Raw genomic sequence first — 19,087 nt, 5'->3', positions numbered from 1 at the left:
GGTGTTCAAGCTGCGACGGGACGCCTCGGCAGTGCTCTCCTCGGGTATTTCCATCTGTGGTGTGTCGGCCGCCATTGCGACCGCCGGTGCCATCCGTGCCCGGCCCGTCCTGCCGATCGCCGTTTCCATGCTCATCGTGGTATTCGCCATGTTCGAGTTGGTGGTGCTGCCGACCGCATATTCCACAATTGCCCCTGATCAGCCCATCGTAAACGGCGCGGCCATGGGCATGACGGTCAAGACCGACGGGGCCGATGCCGCGGCCGGTGCGATCCTGGACGAGCTCATGGTGGCCAACCACTACCGGGCAACCGGTGTGCAGTGGGAACCGGATTGGATCCTGAGCGCAGCCGTTCTCACCAAGATCTGGATCGACGTCTTCATCGGTGTCTGGGCGTTTATCCTGGCCCTCATCTGGGTCTACAAGGTGGACCGCAAGCCCGGCGAGGAACATGTCGGTGCGTCGGAGATCTGGTTCCGTTTCCCGAAGTTCGTGATCGGGTATTTTATCGCGTGGTTTACCTACGTGGGCATCGCGGTCTGGTTACCGGAGGCGATCAAGGCGGCATCGGTCGGCGCGAATATTGTGCAGAGCCCCATGCGTGGGATGATGTTCATGCTCACCTTTGTTGCCATTGGCGTGATAACCGATTTCAGTAAGCTGAAGGGTATGGGCAGGCTAGCCGTGCTATATGCCATCGCGCTTTTCGCCATCATCGCCCCGATTGCCTATATGGTGGCCTACATCTTCCACCATGGCATGATGCCACCAGTGCTGGCAGGCTCTTAACCTCGGTATGATTGATTAAGACCGCAGCGATGCGGTCTTTTTTTTTGGCTCATGGGGCCAATCAATGTAAACAACAATTGGGTTTTGTCCGTAGGCTGCGTTCTACGCACATCTACAGTGCCTGGGGCTACCCGCCTCGGTGCGCGAAGCGCAGCCCATCACCCGATGGTGTACGCTCCGCAGGTTTCGCCTCATACGGCTTCTCTTGCTCTCCTTCGGCGAGTTGCTGTGCCGGCGCTCCTGCCGGTCCGGCGGTGCTCCCCATCCTGATGCCGGGGTGGGGGGCGGGGAGAAACGGTGCGAAAGGCTGAGTGAGTGGGCGTTCGGAGCGTCCGTGCTTCTTGGTGGGGGACTATGGAGTTTAAGGCGATTGCCGGAAAACGACATACCGGAATGCGCCGGATTTTCGTTTGTATTCAAGGCGTGTCAGGCGGCGCATAGCAGGGCTATGTGATGAGGCTGGCACAACGCAGAACACGGACGACAAAGACAAGCGGGCGGGTATGTCATTCGGCAAGAATTCGCCTAAGAGAAACATTCTGGCGCAGGTCACAGTCCCTTGCCGACAAGAGGCTACGAAAGCATTACCTGGAAAGCTGTAAACCCCCCCACTCACTGATACCGCCCGTTCCCTCCTCCCGCCCACAGGCCGGGAGGAGGGAACGGGGACATTGGTACGCGATCGTCCCGTCTGGGCCGGGCCCCGTTACTGCTTGGCGGCCTCGGACTGGTAGTAATCCATCAGAATATGGGCTACCTCCGGTCGGCTGAACTCCGGCGGCAGGTCTTCCCCACGCGACAGCATCTCGCGGACCTTGGTGCCGGATAGAAACACCCAGTCCTCCCTGGTGTGGTCCGGCGCGTCGCTCATCATGATTACCTTGTTGAGCTTCTTGGAGTAGGCCGTGTGGTCGGCCTTGAAGATCTGGATCTCCAGGGCGCCTTCCGGCACCTCGTTGTCGAAGATGGTCTGGGCGTCGAAGGCGCCGTAGTAGTCGCCCACGCCGGCATGGTCACGACCGACGATCAAGTGAGTGGCGCCCATGTTCTGGCGGAATATCGCGTGGAGCACGGCCTCACGGGGACCGGCATACAGCATATCGAACCCGTAGCCGGTAATCATGGCACTGTTCGGCGGGAAGTAGAGCTCCACCATCTTGCGGATGGAGGCGTCGCGTACAGGCGCAGGGATGTCGCCAGGCTTGAGTTTGCCGAGCAGCATGTGGATCACCACACCATCGGCGTTGACCGCCTCCATGGCCATCTTGCACAGCTCTTCGTGGGCACGGTGCATGGGGTTGCGGGTCTGGAAGGCCACGACCTTCTGCCAGCCGTGCTCCAAGATCTCCTCACGGATCTCCACGGCGGTGCGGAAGGTATCCGGGAAGTCCTCCTGGAAGTAGCTGAAGCTCAACACCTGGATGGGGCCGGAGATCACGTACTTACCCTGGGACATGAAGGCCTTGACGCCAGGGTGATCCTCGTCGAGGGTGCCGTAGACCTTCTCGGCGATGAACCTCAGCTCATCCTCGGTCAGTTCCTCGATGGCCTCCACCTCCTGGATGGCAAGCACCGGGTGGCCCTCCATATTGGGGTCGCGCAGAGCAATCTTGGGGTGGTCTTCGATGGGCGAGATGTCATGGGTCATGTTCAGGATCGGGGTGGGCCAGAACAGCCCGCTCGTGGTGTGCATGTTCTCGGCCACGCCCAGGGTATCAGCCTTGTTCATGTATCCGGTCAATGGGTTGAAGTAGCCCCCGCCGAGCATCACGGCGTTGGCGGCGGTGGCCGAGGTCACCAGCAGGGACGGCAGTTCCCCCGCCATTTGCTTGAGGGCGTCGTGCTTGTCAGCATCGTAGACGAACAGGGGATTAAGGGTGTCGGATCCATGGGGCTTTATCATTTGCCTGCGCTCCTCATCTGGCTTCTTAGTTAGTCGTTCCCAGCGGGAAACTCGGGAAACTCAAGAAATCACAAACCCGCTGTCCGTGTCGATAATTCCGGATCGCATATGGTGTCATAACTTTCAGGCTGAAGCTACAGCCTTCAGGCTCATGAGTCATAACGGAAGGGGCTTCTTCTTTGGTTTCGAGTTGATTCAAATCAAAAACTCGCGCCTCGCTGTCCTGTACACTGGATTTCGTGCACTTTACCGACCTCCTTAAACGGTGGTCAGTGTCAAGTTCCCATGGTGACGGGGAGTTGAGTGTCAATGATCGACATGTTCTTCCTGGCAGGCGGATCCGCGAGGGGCCACGGCCTATAGCGGACTCGGCTCCGGGCGTTTCGTTGATGCATCCCTGAATGCCTGATCGTGATGTCCGCCCGGTGTTTAGCAACAAGAAGATTGCAAGGAGGCGCGCACTGCCACTGAGACCACCCCGACGCCCTGTTGATAGGTCGTCTGCGAGTGGCGAAAATCACCGAGGGGGGTGGGTGCGGAATCCAAACGTACCAACACGACGCAGAACCAAGCAGTAAGGTAACATTAGAGGGACTGCTGCGATCTCCGATCTACCAGCACGCATCAGTAGTTGAATGCGAAACTCGAATACGTGCGTAACTAACCAAACCTAACGAACAGTGAGGAGACTGAACCGATGCCTAGCTTCGTGAACCCAGAAAAATGCGACGGCTGCAAAGGGCTGGATAAGACGGCGTGCCAATATATCTGCCCCAACGACCTTATGGTGCTCAACCGCGACACCATGAAGGCGTATAACCAGGAAGCGGAGATGTGTTGGGAATGCTATAGCTGCGTGAAAATCTGCCCCACCCAGGCCATCGAGATTCGCGGCTATGCGGACTTCGTGCCGTTGGGTGCCCAGGTCACACCCATACGCGGCAGTGACACCATCACGTGGACCGTCAAATTCCGCAACCAGACCATAAAGCGCTTCAAGTTCCCCATTCGTACCACGCCCGAGGGGTCCGCGGTGCCGGACGGTGGTTTCGAAACGGGTTCGGACGACCTCGCGAGCCCTTATCTTTTCACCGAACCGGCATCGAGCGGGCTCTCCGAGCTCCCGACCATCAAGCACTGAGGAGGAGGTACGACAATGGAAGATTTCGAAACGGTTGAGGTCAAGACCGATGTCCTGATCGTTGGAGGGGGCATGGCGGCCTGTGGGGCCGCCGTAGAGGCCGCCTACTGGGCGAAGAAACACAATCTCCAGGTGACCATGGTGGACAAGGCGGCCGTGGATCGAAGCGGCGCCGTGGCCATGGGGTTGTCCGCCATCAATCAATACGTGGGCCTCAAGGATGGGAAGAATACCCTCAAGGATTACGTGGACTATGTACGCAACGACCTCATGGGGATCACCCGGGAAGACCTGGTAGCCGATATCGCCCGGCACGTGGATTCCTCGGTACACCTGTTCGAGAAATGGGGCCTTCCCATCTGGACGGATGAGGACGGCAATTACGTCCATGAGGGCCGTTGGCAGCTGATGATCAACGGCGAATCATACAAGGTTGTCGTGGCGGAGGCGGCCAAAAATGCCATCGGCCACGAGAATATCTACGAGCGTGTGTTCATCGTGGGCCCCCTCATGGACGACGGCAAGATTGCCGGCGCTGTGGGGTTCAGCGTGCGCGAGAACAAGTTCTACGTCTTCAAGGCAAAGGCCGTCCTGGTGGCCATGGGCGGCGCGGTGCACGTGTTCAAGCCACGGTCCTCGGGTGAGGGCCTGGGCCGCGCCTGGTATCCGCCCTGGAATTCCGGCTCCAGCGCCTATTTCACCCTCAAGGCCGGGGCAGAGATGACCTGTCAGGAAGTCCGTTTCATACCGGTCCGATTCAAGGATGCCTATGGCCCGGTCGGGGCCTGGTTCCTGCTCTTCAAGTCCCGCGCAACCAATGCGTTGGGTGAGGAGTATATGCAGACCCGGCGCTCGGAGTTGCAGAACTGGATGCCCTATGGCGGTGTCAAGCCAATCCCTGCCAATCTGCGCAACTGGTTGGGGATGCTGGACGTAAAGGACGGCAAAGGCCCTATCTACATGCGCACCGAAGAGGCTATCAAGAAGCTTTCCGACGAGGTTACCGACCCCAAAGAACGCAAGAAAAAGCTCAAGGAACTGGAGTCCGAGGCCTGGGAAGACTTCCTGGACATGACCGTGTCTCAAGCCGTCCTGTGGGCCGCGACCAACTTGGTACCGGAAGAAAAACCCTCGGAGATCGCAGCGGCCGAGCCTTACTTTATCGGTTCCCATTCGGGTGCCTCCGGCGCTTGGGTGAGCGGGCCAGAGGATCTGGCGCCGCCCGAGTATCACTGGGGGTATAGCTACATGTCTACGGTATCCGGGCTCTTCTGCGCTGGCGATGCCTCCGGTGCGTCAAGCCACAAGTTCTCATCCGGGTCCCACGCTGAAGGGCGTATTGCCGGCAAGTCAGCTGTCCATTATTGCGTGGAGAACCCCGAGGAACCCCACGTGAGTGACGCCCAGGTGAACGCACTCAAAGAGGAAATCCTGCAGCCGTTGGACACCTTTGGAAGACATCAGAGCGCCTCCACCGACCCCGATGTCAATCCCCACTACATCAGGCCGAAGTCCTTCATGTTCCGTCTGCAGAAGATCATGGACGAGTATGCGGGTGGCGTATCGGCACAGTTCACCACCAACCGGGAACTTCTTGAAAAGGGGATGGAGCTGCTCGGCTTTCTCAAGGAGGATGCAGCCAAGCTCGCTGCGCCGGACCTTCACGAGCTGATGCGTTGCTGGGAGAACGTCCACCGGATGTGGCAGGCCGAAGCCCATGTGCGCACGGTGCTGTTCCGTGAAGAAACCCGATGGCCGGGCTATTACTACCGCGCCGATTTGCCCAGCTTGGATGAAGAGAACTGGAAATGCTTCGCCAACTGCCGCTGGGTGCCAAGTACAGGCGAATGGGAGATGATGAAGCGCCCGATCTTATCTATCTACGCGGAGGTCGGGGAGTATGAACTGTTGGGTGGGTGACCCCCATCTGCTCAACAGCATCAACATCGAATAAGGGTCTAAACTCTACAGCCCCCAGGTGCCTTCACGGGCGCTTGGGGGTGTGTCTTCATGGCCCACCTGTCCCAAAACACACCACTCGAGACAGCCTATCTATGGACGAGCGAACCGCTGGGGACGGGCAGTCTCACTGCCCACCCACTTGCCCACACTGTGGCAACGCGCTGAAGAAATGGGCAACCCCCGCTGAGTCCTCCTGGGGCGAGGGGTTTCAGTACGTCTGCTTCGATGACCATTGCCCCTACTACGTACGGGGCTGGAAGTGGATGAAGGAGAAATACAGCGCGAATGCCTCTTACCGGTATCGGTGCGACCCCGAGACTGGCGAGACAGGGCCTTTGCCGGTATGGTCCGAAGACGCCTTGAAGGCCCAAGTTGTGGATGCGTAACTGAGGTAATGGAAAATATCTTATGAATGAAATGGAACGTCTTAAAGCGGAGATCCTGAGGGATTACCCACGCTACACCGAGGATGACCGCTTCACATTCCGCTGCCACGAGCAGATCAGTTGTTTCAACAAGTGTTGCGCGGACGTGAATATCTTCCTGTCACCTTACGACATCCTGCGCATGAAGAACCATCTCGGAATGACCTCCGAGCAATTTCTTGAGGATTACACCCTGATGCCCACGGATCAGCATCAAAAGTACCCTGTTGTGCTCCTGGAGATGACGGATGCGAAGGACAAGCATTGCCCCTTCGTCAGTGATGAGACAGGCTGCACTATCTATGAAGACCGGCCATGGGCCTGCCGCATGTATCCCGTGGGGCTGGCCACACCGGCGGAGGACAATCCGGCGGCGAAAGAAAAGGATTTCTACTTCATGATCAGAGATGCCTTCTGCATGGGGCACGAAGAGGACAAGGGGTGGACGATTCGAGAATGGCTCCGCAACCAGGGTGTCGAGACCTACGATGAGATGGGGAAGCGCTTTAAAGAGGTTGCGATGCACAAATGGTTTGAGAACGGGAAGGACTTATCGCCGCAACAGATCGACATGTTCTTCACGGTCTGCTACAACCTGGACACCTTCCGCCGGATGATATTCCAAAGCAGCTTCCTGGAGAAGTTTGAGGTGGATGAGACACACCAGGAGCAAATGCGGCGCGATGACGTGGAGCTGTTGAAATTCGGGTTTGACTGGCTGAAATTCAGCCTGTTTGGCGAGCCGACCATCACTGTCAAACCCAATGTGCTGGCTGAAGCTGAAGCAAAGGCTCAGTCATCAGGTTAACGACACGGATCATTTTGTGTCTAATCCCCCGTCCGCCCTCCGCTCATCGGCGTTCTTGATTGCGTCAAGCAGCGTGCTGAACTCGCAGGGTTTGCGGATGTAGTCCACGGCACCGAGTGCCTCTCCCTCCGCTACGGCCTCCCGGTCGGCATTGCCGGAAAGCATGATCACCTGCGCCTCAGGACGCATCCTCTTGATCTCACGGAATACCTCGAAACCGTCGATCCCGGGCATGAGCAGGTCAAGCAGTACGACATCGACCGGATGACCGGCGACCAATTTCAGGGCCGAGCTGCCGCTGTAGGCGATCTGCACCTGCATCCCGCGGACGCTCAGCCTCTTTGCCATATAGTTGGCGAACTCTTTCTCGTCGTCTACCAGGAGAACCCGGATGTTCATGGGACCTGATCGGGTCCGAGGCAGCGATCTCTCTGGTTTGCCTTGGTCGCCTCACGAACAGCGGGCAGGACGATCTGGAAGTTTGTCCCTTGGTCGGGCTCTGAATCGACAAGGATCTCCCCGCCGTGGTGTTTCACGATGCCATAGCAGATAGACAGCCCCAGTCCCGTGCCCTGTCCGACAGGCTTGGTGCTAACGAATGGGTCAAACAGCCTAGCCATGACATCCTTGGCGATACCGGGCCCGTCGTCCTTGACGGTGAGGACCACATGCCCGCCTCTGTTTGTCGAGAATATCCAGACGTTCCCGTAACCCCGGGGGCTCATGGCATGGATCGCGTTCTTGATGAGATTGATGAGAACCTCCTCCAGTTGCAGGTCCTCGATGCATACCAGGGGGAGGCCAGCATGTAAACGTCGGTGGATCTGCACCCCCGCAAGCCGTGCCTCCTTTACCAGGTAGGGTAGGATATCGTCCAGCGTGGTGCTCACATCTGCCACCTCCCTGCGCACCTCGCTCTTGCGGGCGAAACTGAGTAGCCTGGAGGTGATGCTACGGCACCGCCGGATCTGCGCCGCCACCTTTGGCAACCCTTCCTGGAGCTCTCTATCCAATTGCCTTCGCTTCACCGCCGGACCTTCCTCGGTGAGGTCCTGCAGATAGCCGGTGATTTCCGCGATCACAGCCAGCGGATTGTTTATCTCATGCGCCACGCCCGCGGCCAAGTGACCCACCGCGGCCAGACGCTCGCTCTGCATAACCTGGTTTATGAGCGCTTGACGTTCGGTGATGTCCCGGCTCATGGCTACCGTCCCGATCATATTGCCGGCATTGTCCTTGAGCGGGGCGAGTGTTATCGAAACGGTCATCTGGCTGCCGTCTTTTCGCAGTCTCGTGGTCTCATGGTCCCGGATGGTGCCGCCATGTACCACGCGCCCCAATAGCGCCTCCCACTCCTCCCGTGACCTGAACAGCGGGATCACAAGCTTACCGATGATCTCTTTCGCCTCGTAACCGTAGCACGACTCGGCGTGCCGATTGAAGGAGACGATCCGCCCATCCAGATCGGTCGTAATCACCATCACCGGAGCGTTGTCGAGGATGTTCTGGAGGTACCCACGGGTCCGGATCAGCTCCGCCTCGACCTCGCGCTGGGCCGTCACGTCTTTGGAAAGACCGGCTACCGCGCTCACCGTGCCTTTCGCGTCCAATACCGGATACTTGATAGTGGACAAGACGATCGTATTCCCGCCCAGCGATACCTCGGTCTCGAAGCTAACCTGCGCCTGGGCTTGCAGCACGTTCTGGTCTTCGGCGCGCATGACCGTGGCCGCCTCCTCGGGCAACAGCTCCTCATCCGTCTTGCCGATGATCTCTCTCTTCTCCCGGCCCAGCAGGGTACAGGTTGCTCGGTTGACCTCAATGTACTGGCCCTGGCGGTTCTTCACGTACGTGGCCAGGGGCGCCAGCTCCATGAACTTCTTCAGCTGGGCCTCGGTGGCCTTCAGCTCTTCCTCCAGCAGGATCCGATGGGAAATATCGCGGGTCATCTCGATGCAGCCCGTGAGACTCCCGTCCGGGTTCAGCAGCGGCGCCACCTCGATGGCCGCGTACTGCGCCTTGCCATCGGAGTCGAAGTGCCGATGCACCAGCGAAGAGGAGAACTCCTTCCTACTGCATATCTGTTTGAAAGCTCTCTCTACCACGTCGATCTGCGGCTCACCACGCAGCGACTTGGATATCGCGTCGTAACTTTTTCCCTGGACATCCACCAGACGAACGCCATGGTGTTTGAGGAAAGTGGCGTTGGCGTGCCGGACAATCATGTCGGTATCTACAACCAATAACTCGTCGGGGATCGAGTCGAAGATCTGGGCGATCCGCTTGCCTTCGGCCTCAATCTGCTGGTTCAGCAGGTTGCGTTGCTCGATGACCGCCTTTTCGGCCTGATGCAGCTCCCAGAACAGCCGTGCGGCGAAATGATCGATCAGCCTGACATAGCGCGGCCGGGTACGCTCGATCTCATCTCTGACCCTGTCTGAGTGGGTCAGCTCGATGATGAGAGCAAGGTTTGGAATGGTATAAAGATCTCGGTAGTCCGTCGTGATGTGCTCAACCCCTATCTCACGGGCATAGCGGACGCCACTAGCGTTGGGGTTTATGTCCGCTACCCCGACGACGGACATACCAAATCTTCCAAGGGTCTCCTCCTTTGTCATCCGCAGTACGGCTTCGCATCCGCGGCCTCCGCCGACGATCGCAGTAATTGGGGGGTGGTGTCCGATACTCGTCATATCAATCGTTATACCCATCACGGATAGCTTTTGCCAGTCACGGGCGGCGCCAATGATCGGAAAGTTCTCCGTCAGCTACATAAAATATCTATCGCAACCTATTGTTCAACCATGAGATCCTATTCGCGACTGGTATACCACCACCGTCTTACCAACTGCGCTCGCGCAGGATATCGGCGACCTGTTCCTCCCTGCGCTTCTCTACCAGCACCATCCGCCTGGCACTTGCCTCGCGGATCTTGGCCAGGAGTTCCTGAAACTCGGCCGGTTTCTCAAGGAAGTCCGTGGCGCCCCCCTTCATTGCCTCGACACCCGACTTGATCGTCCCATGGCCGGTCAGGAGTATGACCTGAAGGTCTGGATTAACCTCCCTCAGGCGTTTCAGGGTCTCCAAACCGTCCATGCCCGGCATGGCCAAGTCCAAAACGATCACATCGAAGTCGCTCTGTTTGACCTTTTCGACCGCAGACTCGCCATCTCCCGAAGCCTCGACATTGAGACCCTTGGCTGTCAGGCGTTTCGCGAGAGCCCGGACGAACTCCGCCTCATCATCCACCAACAGAACTCGGTCTTTATCCATCGGATCGCCCTCCTGTTCGGTCGCCATCAACGTCATAATACCGCGGGGAGCATTTTCCAATCCACAAATGAGTCTGAAACGCAGAATGATAAGTCATTTGACAGAAACCGCCCAAATATGTGCCCTTCAAATCCGACTCCTTCCCTCCCGCCTATTTCAAGGCCCGAATTCATGGGTGAGTTGAAGGGTTCCGCGATAAGAAGCGGTTATCAAGGGGAGAAAATGAAATTTTCCGAGCAGTTAATAGCCCTGCGCACCATCCTGACCAAAGAGTTCCTGCGTTTCGTCCGCATCTGGGTGCAAACCGTGGTGCCGCCGATGGTGACCACGGCACTCTATTTTGCGATCTTCGGCAACCTGATCGGATCGCAGATCGATGACATCGACGGGCAGCGGTATATGGATTTCATCCTGCCCGGACTGATCATGATGGCGGTCATCTCGAATTCCTACGCCAACGTGGTGTCCTCCTTCTACGGCGCCAAGTTCCAGCGGGCCATCGAGGAGATGCTGGTCTCGCCCATGCCGAACTACATCATCCTGCTCGGCTTCATCTCCGGCGGCGTGGCCAGGGGCCTGACCGTGGGCGCCGCGGTCACGGTCATCTCGACCTTCTTTACCGACCTGCCGGTGCACAACCTGGCCGTCTCCCTCGGTGTCGTCGTCCTGACCGCGTTCCTGTTCTCCCTGGCCGGCTTCATCAACGCCGTCTATGCCCGTTCCTTCGACGACATCTCCATTATCCCGACGTTCGTGCTGACCCCCCTGACCTACCTCGGTGGCGTGTTCTATTCCATTCACATGTTGCCGCCGTTCTGGCAGTCCGTCTCGCAGCTCAACCCGATCTTGTACATGATCAACGCCTTTCGCTTCGGGCTGCTGGGCGTCAGCGATATCGATCCCGCGCTATCGTTCGTCATCGTCCTCGCCTTTATCGGCGCGTTGTACGCGTTCAGTCTCTACCTGCTGAGAAAAGGCGTCGGTATCAGAAACTGAGACCGGCACCCGGCCGGCCACGAGGCGAAACCCGAAACCGGAATCAGGGTGGGCGCGGTATTGGATAAATTCCGAACCGACTCCTAGACTCCGTTGAACCCGCTTTACTTAAACGCAGGCGTGGTCATCCAAAGAATCTCGAACAAGGAGAACAACATGGATTTGATGCGACGATGCGCAAGTCCGATCGTGCGGGTGCAGATCCTGGCACTGCTGTTCGCCTGTGCGCCGGTACCGGGCGTCAACGCCGCGATGCTGGGGACGCGATCGGTCCTGGAACAGTCCGCGTCCGAACCATCGGACCGGACTCGTGTGGATGCCTTTCTGGCGCGCGAGGATGTCGGCGCCGCGTTTCGCGCCCAGGGTATCGATCCGTTCGAGGCGCGTATCCGCGTCGATAGCCTGACCGATGCCGAGATCCGGCGACTCGCGACGCAGATCGATCGGCTACCCGCGGGTGGCAGCAGCGTCGGCGCCATCGTGGGGGCACTGCTGCTCGTGTTCGTCGTCCTGCTGATCACCGATCTGCTGGGGCTGACACACGTGTTCCCGTTCGTGAACCGCTGACCCAACCGCGGTGTTCCCCAAGTCCTGTCGCCGTCTCGTCCTGCTGCTGTCGGTATGCGGCTGGGTGTCTTCCTGCTCGACCTCGCCACCGTCCCGAATCGAAGGCGATTCGGGAATGGGGATCAAGACGGTCAGGGTAGTCGGCGTACCCTTTCACCCCCAGGAAACCCGGCAATGCGGACCGGCGGCCCTGGCGATGGTGCTCGAATGGAGCGGAGAGGACGCGGACCCTGACGCGTTGTCGGACGAGGTCTACTCGCCGCGGCTCGGGGGGAGCCTGCAGGCGTCGCTGGTAGCCGGGGCGCGGCGACACGGCCGGGTCGCCTTCTCCGTGTCCGGCGCCGCGGACCTCACCCGGGAACTTGACGCCGGCAATCCGGTGATCGTATTGCAGAATCTTGGCCTGTCATGGGCCCCGGTCTGGCACTACGCCGTGGTCATCGGCTACGACGAGGCGGCGAACACGGTGACGCTGCACACGGGAATCTCCGAAGCCAGGCGGTTGCCCGAATCCGTGTTCGAGAAGACCTGGGCACGGAGCGGTTACTGGGGACTGCTCGTCCTGCCACCCGGTCGGGTGCCTGCAACAGCGGATGAAGCGACCTATCTGCTAGCCGTGGCCGGACTGGAACAGGCGGGACGACACGAAGCCGCTGAGGCGGCCTATCGGAGCGCCCTCGCGCACTGGCCCGGCAGCCTTGGAGCCCTGATCGGTCTCGGGAACACGCATTATGCGTCGGGCGACCTGTCCGGCGCGGAGTCCGCGCTGCGCGAGGCGATCCGGCATCATCCCGACAGCGCGGTTGCCCACAACAACCTGGCCCAGGTGCTCGCCGATCAGGGCAGGCATGTCGAGGCGATCCGTGCCGCCCGAAACGCCATCGAGATCGGCGGACCCTACACCGCCTCGTTCCACGAGACGCTGGCCGGGATCCTGGTTGCCTGCAGACCCGCCGGCTGCGACGATCCGCATGGTCGCTCCTATGGGGCGGCAGAGCCGCTACCGTGACGGGTACCGCGGCAGAGCCCCGGTACCAGAAGACCAGAAGGGGTACCGGGGCAGAGCCCCGGTACCAGAAAAGAATCACTGGTGCCGGGGCTCTGCCCCGGCACCGACCCCGGCGGCTCTGCCGTCTCATTCCGTCACAGACTTGACATGACGCCATGGGAAAGAGCCGTTACCGGATCGTGACCGAGGGCGCGACGCCCCACTTCCTGACCTGCACCGTCGTCAACTGGCTGCCAGTATTTGGCAATCCTGCCATCGCGCAGATCATCATCGATTCCCTCAGGTTTCTGCAGGAGAACAAGCGCCTGTCGATCCATGCCTACGTCATCATGGAGAACCACCTTCACCTGATCGCATCCGGGGAGGATCTGACAAAGGAGATCGGCCACTTCAAATCATTCACTGCGCGAAATGCTATCGACTGGTTTTTGAAGTACGAGAAACGGTGGACACTGGAGCAGTTGAAGGCAAACAAGGCGCCACACAAGACCGGCCAGGTGTATCAGTTCTGGCAGGAAGGCTCGCATCCCCAGTTGATTCAGGATGACGCGATGCTTTTCAACAAGCTGGAATACATACACGAGAATCCGGTGAGGAGAGGATACGTAGACGATCCTGCAGACTGGCGGTATTCCAGTTACCGGAACTACATGGAGCTCGAAGCTGTCCTGCCGATCGAGACTATTGTTTGATGCGGCGGAGCCGCAGTGTGCGGGTACCGGGGTGGAACCCCGGTACCAGAAGCCGCAGTGCAGGGGTACCCGGGCGGAGCCCCGGTACCAGAACGATTTACTGGTGCCGGGGCTCCGCCCCGGCACCGACCCCGGCGGCTCTGCCGTCTCAATGGGACCGGTCAGAGCTCGACAGTCAGGCCGCTCATTCCGGGTCGGTACTGGCGCCGGTGTCCTGGTTCATCCGAACGACCTCCGTCTCCACCGCGGGTGCTTTCCCGGTCTCCTGTTCGACCGCGGCCTCGTCGATGTAGCGGATGCGACAGCGGGCCAGCGAGATCACGTCACCGTGTTTCAGAACGCATCTGCGTACCCGTTCGGAGTTCACGAACGTGCCGTTGGTACTGTTCAGGTCCTCGAGAAACGCCGTGCCGTGAACGACCATGATCTTCGCGTGGTGTCCGCTGACTACGGTGTCCTCGATCATGACGTCGTTACCCGGGAGTCTGCCGAGCGTAATCGTGTCCTTTTCCAGGGGCACATCCTGCTTCACACCCTGCCGCTTCTCGACCTCGAGGCGTTTGCCCCAGAGGCCAGGGCCATCCGCGGCGCCCGGCAGGCCGATAGGTATCCCTCGGCCGCGTTCGCTATAGGGCGACCACTGCAGCTCCTGAATCCCGTCCTCGACGGTCTTTTCGGTGATATCCGTGGTTTCATCGACGAATGCCGCAATCAACACCGTGTCGCACAGGGTATTGACCAGACGCGGCACGCCCCCGGAGTAACGGTGGATCAGTGGGATCACGGTATCGGGGAACAGGTCGCTGCGCGTATTGCCAGCCACCTCGAGCCGGTGATTGATGTACTCGCGGGTCTCCTCCTCGTCGAGGGCCTCGAGGTGGAAGCGGAAACGGATGCGCTGGTTGAGCTGCTCCATCCCCGGCGCGTCGAGCAACTCCCGCAGCTCCGGCTGCCCGGCAAGGATCAGGTTGAGCAGTTTCTCCTTGTGGGTTTCCAGACCCGTCATCAGGCGCACCTCCTCCAGCACGCGCGGACTCAGGTTCTGTGCCTCGTCGATGATGAGCACGACCTGGTGGCCGGCCTGGTACTGCTCGATCAGAAAGGTGTTGAGCATGTCTAGGAGTTCGACCTTGCCCGCATTGAAGGGCTTGAAGCCGAAGGCGACCAGCACCGCCTGAAAAAATTCGATCTCGTCGAGCTGGGTCTGGTGGATTCGGGCCACGATGACCCGGTCGTCGATCTCGGTGAGCAGGTGCTGGATCAGGGTGGTCTTACCCGATCCGATGTCCCCGGTAATGACGACGAAACTATCCCGGTTCCAGATCGAGTAATCCATGTAGGCCTTGGCGCGCGCGTGGCCGGGGCTCAGGTAGATGAACTCGGGATCGGGTGTCAGCTGGAACGGCTTTGCGTTGAGGCCGAAGTATTCGAGGTACATGGTGCTCCGTGAGTTAGCTGCACACGCAGGAAACAGTTACGAGTCTAGCCCGAATCCGTCGCGCGTTGACACCGATGTTCGGGGAGCGCGTCATGGGCGGCGCGAACAGACCGGACAATCGGGGGCGCGCGGCAGACGCAGCTCGCGCCAGGCCATGGTCAATGCATCCAGCAGCAAGAGCCGCCCGCAAAGCGTCCTGCCCGCACCGACGATGATCTTGACGGCTTCCATCGCCTGCATGCTGCCGACGATGCCGACCAGCGGCGCGACCACGCCTTCGGCGGCGCAGGTCTCCGCCGACTCGTCCCCCTCCTCGTAGAGGCACCGGTAACACGGACTCTGCGGATCCGCTGGCAGGAAGGTGACGATCTGCGCCTCCGCACGGATGGCCGCGCCGGAAACCAGGGGGGTTCCCCGAGCGACACAGGCCGCGTTCAGCGCGAAACGGGTGGGAAAGTTGTCGCTGCAGTCCAGCACCACGTCCGCCTTGTCCACCTCCGCGTCCAGCTCGCCCCCCTCGAGTTGCCACCCGATCGCGGTCACCCGGACCCCGGTGTTGATCTCCCGCAGGGTATCACGCGCCGACTCCACCTTTCCCGAACCGATGTCCGAGGTCCGGTGAATGATCTGGCGCTGAAGGTTGGAGGCGTCGACCCGGTCGAAGTCGTTGATGGCGAGGTGACCGACACCGGCCGCGGCGAGGTACATCGCGGCGGGGGAACCCAGTCCGCCCATGCCGACGACGAAGACCCTGGCGTCCAGCAGGCGCTGCTGGCCCTCCGGCCCGATCCACGGGAGCCGGATCTGACGGCTGTAGCGCTCGCGCTGCGCCTCGTTCATCGGAGCCTATTGCGTCACCGTTAACCCGAGTTTCGAGGGGACCTGCCCTGCTTCGCCACCGGGACCCTCGCCCGACTCCTCGATCCGGATCCTGTCGGCCGCGATACCGCCCCGGGTCGTCCGCCCCGGTTACGATCCGGTCGCCTGCCCCGGCGCCGGCAGTCCGTGAACGTGCACATCGGTCTGAGGATAGGGTATCGAGATGTCTTCCGCATCGAACCTGTCCTTCACCGCACGATGGACCCTCCAGTAAACCTCCCAGTAGTCGCTGGTATTCGCCCAGGGACGGCAGATGAAGTTGACCGAGGAATCGGCCAGTTCGTTCATGCGGACGACGGGTGCCGGGTCGTCCAGCACCAGCGCCTCGGAGCCGACGATTTCCTCCAGGATCTTCTGCGCCTTTTCGATGTCGTCGTCGTAGCTGATGCCGAACACCATGTCGACGCGGCGCTTGCCCGTCGCGGTCATATTGGTGATGACACTACCCCAGATCTCGTTGTTGGGGACGATCATCGCCTTGTTGTCGAAGGTGCGGATGTGCGTCGAGAGCAGCGAGACCGACTCGACCGTACCGGCGACGCCCGCGGTTTCCACCGCGTCGCCGACATCGAATGGCTTGAAGACCAGGATCAGGATGCCGCTGGCGAAATTCCCCAGCGAGTCCTGCAGGGCGAACGCGATGACGAAACCCGCGGCACCAATGACGGCAAGCAGTGGACCGACGTTGATGCCGATCGCGGCCAGGGCAACCAGCAACCCGATGATGATCGTCAAGCGCCGTATGGTCGGGACCAGGAACTTGCGCAACAACTCCGAGGCGCCCGGGGCGGCCGTCAGGGCGTGCCCCGCGGCCCTGGCGAGAACACTGGCCAGGAAATAGAACGCGATCACGATGATCAGGAACAGGGCGATGTTCTTCGCCCAGCGCAGACCTCCCTCCTCGGAGATGGCCCATCCCTGGATCGTCGCCCAGGCCGCCTGGGTGTCGGAGACGTCCACCTTCAGCCCCGCCGCGGAAGCGATGTACTGCCGGTACTGCTCGGCCTTTTCCGGGGCACCACCCTTCTCCTCGAAGGCGTCCACGACGAACCGGGTGCGCTCCACGAGCCGGGTGCGCGCCTCGCGCAGGGTGTTCAACTTCTCCAGTTCTTCGGACTTCTCGTCCTCCACCTTCTCCTCGACGGCGTCCGCCTGCGCCTGAGCGGCGGAGGCTTGCTCCTCCCCTTGCGCCCCCTCGTCTGCAGGGGCTTCGCCGTCCTTTCCTGACTGCTCCTGTTCCCGGGTTGCGTCTTCCGCCTGCGCCTTTGCCACCTCCAGCTCACGGTTCTGCTCGATCAGCCCGATCTGCAGCCGGCTGATTTCGGTGACATTCTGCTTCAGCAGGTCTCTCCACCCCTCGACCTCGACCTCGAGTTCATCGACGGTCAGGGGCTTGAGAAGCCACTCCAGCGCCTTGATCGGGATCTCCAGATTCCCCGTGGTCACGGCACGCTTCTCCGCGCTCCATGACGCCGTCACCACCAAGGACAGCAGCAGGCACAACGCGAACACGACGGCCCGGCACCTGCCGGCTTTGACGTGACAGCCGCAACCGGACCTTGGTGTAAACAGAGTCAACAGCGCTCTCTCCTCGTCATTTCAATGAATTCTTTTCTGCACGATGCCCGAAGGATCCGATTGCGCACCGCGACACGTGCCGCCTAAGGCCAATCGTATCCGAACAGCAGGCTGTACTTCGAATCCGTTGGCTGCTTGCCGGGGGCCGGCGCCCGGTTGTAGTCGAACTCGTATTCGAGTTTCAGGTTCAGCCTTTCGAGCAGCGGCATCTTCAAGCCGGTGATCGTCTCCACGACCAGGTCTTCGCCGACCTGGAAGCTCTGCAAGCCGGTTTGGGAGAGATAGAACTGCAGCCTGCTGGTGAACAGGAAGTGATCGAAATCCAGGGCCCAGCGGACCGCCGCATAGTCGTTGACGGGCTCGGTCGAGTAATCCTCGTGGACGTAGTTGGCGCCGACGGAAAACGACAGGTTGCGCGGCTCGGACTCCCAGACTGTGTAACCGATGCCGGGGCCGGCGAAGAGACGCAGGTTAAGATCCCGGAACGGGTCGCGCTGGGCGTTGGTGTTGAGGACGAAGAACCAGTCGGGATGGAAGTGCCATTTGTAGTTGAACCACGCACGCACGTTGTCGACGGTCGTCTCGTCGCTGTCGCTCTGGTGGTTGTACCGCCCACCGAGCGCGAACTGCTGGTATTTGTCCTTGAGGCGCAGTTCGGTATCAAATTGCATGTACCGGGTCGCGGTGTTACCGGCCGTGACGTTCGCGCCGAGATTCACGGTGCCGGAGAAGATCCACTGGTTCAAGACCTCCGGGGAAGGATTGATGTAGGTCAGCTCGAGCAGGTCGAAGTCGCCACGACTCCCGTCGGGGGCCACCACCTGCACGCTTCCCTCCCGCACGCCGAGCCGGGCGGAGTCGATCAGGGTGCCGTCGTCCAGCAGCAACTTCAGGGACTGGTCGGTTTCCAGGGAGTCGACCTGCGTCCAGTCGATCTCGATGGTCCCTGCATAGGTCGTGTCCAGTTTCAGCCTGCCGCCGTCCAGCGACTCGACGTCTCCGCTAATCCGGTCGCCGTTCTTCATCGTGACCTCGGCTGCGTCCGCCGCTCCGGCCGTCACCACAAGGCACAACCATAGCGCCGGCCGCATTGGCAAGGATCGAGTCGACACTAATTACGGGAGTAATCTTCACCGGCGGACGGCTCCTCAGAGGCCTCCGGGGCGGACGCTGTACGGGGTTGATGGTGCGCGGGCGCGATGCGGCGACGCCTGTGACGCAAGGCGCCCACCGCGTAGCGGAACAGCGGCGCCCCCAGCCAGACCGCGGCCGCGACCGCCAGCGTGCTGACGAACGGGTGGGCCGACCAGAAGTACGTATAGGCAGGACCGGGCTCGCCGGACTTGAGCAGGTCGAAGAAGACCTGGGAGTCACGGACCAGACTGTCTCCCGCGGGGAGATCGCGGGCCATCGTGTACAACGGCCCGGTCTTGTCCAGCCAGAACCACAACCCCCAGCCGGCGACGAAGATGAGGAGCGCGCTACGCACTGCCTTCTTCGTCATCCCTGTCCATGTCGAGTCGAGCCTGCTGCGGCCACTCACTGAACGGGAACGGCATTTGTTCCTGGTTGAAGGTCAGGAAACGAAAGATGTCGTAGAAATATCGCGAGAGCTGCCCGCCGAAC

The 19,087-nt window shown here is 60.4% G+C and carries 19 protein-coding genes; 9 read left to right on the top strand and 10 right to left on the bottom strand.

Going from position 1 to position 19,087, the window contains the following annotated elements; genetic code table 11:
• Positions 1 to 790 (top strand): YeiH family protein (locus LJE91_13065; GenBank protein MCG6869614.1); only part of this gene is annotated, 790 nt, incomplete at its 5' end.
• A 706-nt stretch (positions 791 to 1,496) separates the two neighbouring features.
• Here the strand turns inward: LJE91_13065 and sat are convergent.
• A complete protein-coding gene (gene sat / locus LJE91_13060) occupies positions 1,497 to 2,693 on the bottom strand; it encodes a sulfate adenylyltransferase (protein MCG6869613.1) in 1,197 nt (398 codons plus the stop codon).
• Between the two features lie 697 nt (positions 2,694 to 3,390).
• On the opposite strand from sat, the gene aprB reads away from it, so the two are divergent.
• The 4 genes from aprB to LJE91_13040 all read left to right on the top strand — a co-directional run bounded on the left by aprB (position 3,391) and on the right by LJE91_13040 (position 7,029).
• A complete protein-coding gene (gene aprB / locus LJE91_13055; GenBank protein ID MCG6869612.1) occupies positions 3,391 to 3,834 on the top strand; it encodes an adenylyl-sulfate reductase subunit beta in 444 nt (147 codons plus the stop codon).
• Positions 3,835 to 3,849: 15 nt separating this feature from the next.
• Entirely contained in the window at positions 3,850 to 5,754 is a 1,905-nt protein-coding gene (aprA, locus tag LJE91_13050) for an adenylyl-sulfate reductase subunit alpha (protein ID MCG6869611.1), read from the top strand.
• 134 nt (positions 5,755 to 5,888) lie between these two features.
• Complete coding sequence (locus LJE91_13045) at positions 5,889 to 6,182, top strand: ogr/Delta-like zinc finger family protein (GenBank protein ID MCG6869610.1); 294 nt, start codon at positions 5,889 to 5,891, stop codon at positions 6,180 to 6,182.
• 22 nt (positions 6,183 to 6,204) lie between these two features.
• On the top strand, positions 6,205 to 7,029 hold the full coding sequence (locus LJE91_13040) for a YkgJ family cysteine cluster protein (protein ID MCG6869609.1): 825 nt from the start codon (positions 6,205 to 6,207) through the stop codon (positions 7,027 to 7,029).
• 9 nt (positions 7,030 to 7,038) lie between these two features.
• Here LJE91_13040 and LJE91_13035 read toward each other — a convergent pair whose 3' ends face one another.
• From LJE91_13035 to LJE91_13025, 3 genes are all read right to left on the bottom strand, one after another.
• Complete coding sequence (locus LJE91_13035; protein ID MCG6869608.1) at positions 7,039 to 7,428, bottom strand: response regulator; 390 nt, start codon at positions 7,426 to 7,428, stop codon at positions 7,039 to 7,041.
• Complete coding sequence (locus tag LJE91_13030; GenBank protein MCG6869607.1) at positions 7,425 to 9,614, bottom strand: PAS domain-containing protein; 2,190 nt, start codon at positions 9,612 to 9,614, stop codon at positions 7,425 to 7,427. Before LJE91_13030 ends, LJE91_13035 begins: the two co-directional genes overlap by 4 nt.
• Before the next feature lie 256 nt (positions 9,615 to 9,870).
• Complete coding sequence (locus tag LJE91_13025; GenBank protein ID MCG6869606.1) at positions 9,871 to 10,302, bottom strand: response regulator; 432 nt, start codon at positions 10,300 to 10,302, stop codon at positions 9,871 to 9,873.
• Between the two features lie 222 nt (positions 10,303 to 10,524).
• Between LJE91_13025 and LJE91_13020 the strand changes: the two genes are divergently transcribed.
• The 4 genes from LJE91_13020 (at position 10,525) to LJE91_13005 (ending at position 13,566) form a co-directional block, all read left to right on the top strand.
• The gene (locus tag LJE91_13020; GenBank protein ID MCG6869605.1) at positions 10,525 to 11,298 is read left to right on the top strand and encodes an ABC transporter permease; all 774 of its coding nucleotides are present in this window, start codon (positions 10,525 to 10,527) and stop codon (positions 11,296 to 11,298) included.
• Positions 11,299 to 11,454: 156 nt separating this feature from the next.
• The gene (locus tag LJE91_13015) at positions 11,455 to 11,865 is read left to right on the top strand and encodes a PA2779 family protein (protein MCG6869604.1); all 411 of its coding nucleotides are present in this window, start codon (positions 11,455 to 11,457) and stop codon (positions 11,863 to 11,865) included.
• Between the two features lie 115 nt (positions 11,866 to 11,980).
• A complete protein-coding gene (locus tag LJE91_13010) occupies positions 11,981 to 12,874 on the top strand; it encodes a PA2778 family cysteine peptidase (protein MCG6869603.1) in 894 nt (297 codons plus the stop codon).
• 155 nt (positions 12,875 to 13,029) lie between these two features.
• Positions 13,030 to 13,566: a transposase gene (locus LJE91_13005; protein MCG6869602.1), complete on the top strand. Its 537-nt coding sequence runs from the start codon at positions 13,030 to 13,032 to the stop codon at positions 13,564 to 13,566.
• 184 nt (positions 13,567 to 13,750) lie between these two features.
• Here LJE91_13005 and LJE91_13000 read toward each other — a convergent pair whose 3' ends face one another.
• The 6 genes from LJE91_13000 to LJE91_12975 form a co-directional block, all read right to left on the bottom strand.
• Entirely contained in the window at positions 13,751 to 15,004 is a 1,254-nt protein-coding gene (locus LJE91_13000) for an AAA family ATPase (protein ID MCG6869601.1), read from the bottom strand.
• Positions 15,005 to 15,094: 90 nt separating this feature from the next.
• On the bottom strand, positions 15,095 to 15,844 hold the full coding sequence (gene moeB / locus LJE91_12995) for a molybdopterin-synthase adenylyltransferase MoeB (GenBank protein MCG6869600.1): 750 nt from the start codon (positions 15,842 to 15,844) through the stop codon (positions 15,095 to 15,097).
• 129 nt (positions 15,845 to 15,973) lie between these two features.
• Positions 15,974 to 17,461: a mechanosensitive ion channel gene (locus LJE91_12990; protein MCG6869599.1), complete on the bottom strand. Its 1,488-nt coding sequence runs from the start codon at positions 17,459 to 17,461 to the stop codon at positions 15,974 to 15,976.
• Between the two features lie 83 nt (positions 17,462 to 17,544).
• Positions 17,545 to 18,552, bottom strand: coding sequence for a DUF481 domain-containing protein (locus LJE91_12985; protein MCG6869598.1), 1,008 nt, complete (start codon positions 18,550 to 18,552; stop codon positions 17,545 to 17,547).
• 20 nt (positions 18,553 to 18,572) lie between these two features.
• Positions 18,573 to 18,965: a hypothetical protein gene (locus LJE91_12980; protein MCG6869597.1), complete on the bottom strand. Its 393-nt coding sequence runs from the start codon at positions 18,963 to 18,965 to the stop codon at positions 18,573 to 18,575.
• The coding region (locus tag LJE91_12975) for a DUF4389 domain-containing protein (protein MCG6869596.1) at positions 18,943 to 19,087 on the bottom strand (145 nt) is incomplete at its 5' end. The genes LJE91_12980 and LJE91_12975, both read right to left, overlap by 23 nt.

The organism is Gammaproteobacteria bacterium, assembly GCA_022340215.1.
Classification (GTDB): domain Bacteria; phylum Pseudomonadota; class Gammaproteobacteria; order JAJDOJ01; family JAJDOJ01; genus JAJDOJ01.
This window is presented reverse-complemented; position numbering and strand designations above follow the sequence as displayed.

Coding starts and splice junctions, on each gene's coding strand:
- sat (MCG6869613.1), bottom strand. CDS start 2,693: ATGATAAAGCCCCATGGATCCGACACCCTTAATCCCCTGTTCGTCTAC.
- aprB (MCG6869612.1), top strand. CDS start 3,391: ATGCCTAGCTTCGTGAACCCAGAAAAATGCGACGGCTGCAAAGGGCTG.
- aprA (MCG6869611.1), top strand. CDS start 3,850: ATGGAAGATTTCGAAACGGTTGAGGTCAAGACCGATGTCCTGATCGTT.
- LJE91_13045 (MCG6869610.1), top strand. CDS start 5,889: ATGGACGAGCGAACCGCTGGGGACGGGCAGTCTCACTGCCCACCCACT.
- LJE91_13040 (MCG6869609.1), top strand. CDS start 6,205: ATGAATGAAATGGAACGTCTTAAAGCGGAGATCCTGAGGGATTACCCA.
- LJE91_13035 (MCG6869608.1), bottom strand. CDS start 7,428: ATGAACATCCGGGTTCTCCTGGTAGACGACGAGAAAGAGTTCGCCAAC.
- LJE91_13030 (MCG6869607.1), bottom strand. CDS start 9,614: ATGTCCGTCGTCGGGGTAGCGGACATAAACCCCAACGCTAGTGGCGTC.
- LJE91_13025 (MCG6869606.1), bottom strand. CDS start 10,302: ATGGATAAAGACCGAGTTCTGTTGGTGGATGATGAGGCGGAGTTCGTC.
- LJE91_13020 (MCG6869605.1), top strand. CDS start 10,525: ATGAAATTTTCCGAGCAGTTAATAGCCCTGCGCACCATCCTGACCAAA.
- LJE91_13015 (MCG6869604.1), top strand. CDS start 11,455: ATGGATTTGATGCGACGATGCGCAAGTCCGATCGTGCGGGTGCAGATC.
- LJE91_13010 (MCG6869603.1), top strand. CDS start 11,981: ATGGGGATCAAGACGGTCAGGGTAGTCGGCGTACCCTTTCACCCCCAG.
- LJE91_13005 (MCG6869602.1), top strand. CDS start 13,030: ATGGGAAAGAGCCGTTACCGGATCGTGACCGAGGGCGCGACGCCCCAC.
- LJE91_13000 (MCG6869601.1), bottom strand. CDS start 15,004: ATGTACCTCGAATACTTCGGCCTCAACGCAAAGCCGTTCCAGCTGACA.
- moeB (MCG6869600.1), bottom strand. CDS start 15,844: ATGAACGAGGCGCAGCGCGAGCGCTACAGCCGTCAGATCCGGCTCCCG.
- LJE91_12985 (MCG6869598.1), bottom strand. CDS start 18,552: ATGCGGCCGGCGCTATGGTTGTGCCTTGTGGTGACGGCCGGAGCGGCG.
- LJE91_12980 (MCG6869597.1), bottom strand. CDS start 18,965: ATGACGAAGAAGGCAGTGCGTAGCGCGCTCCTCATCTTCGTCGCCGGC.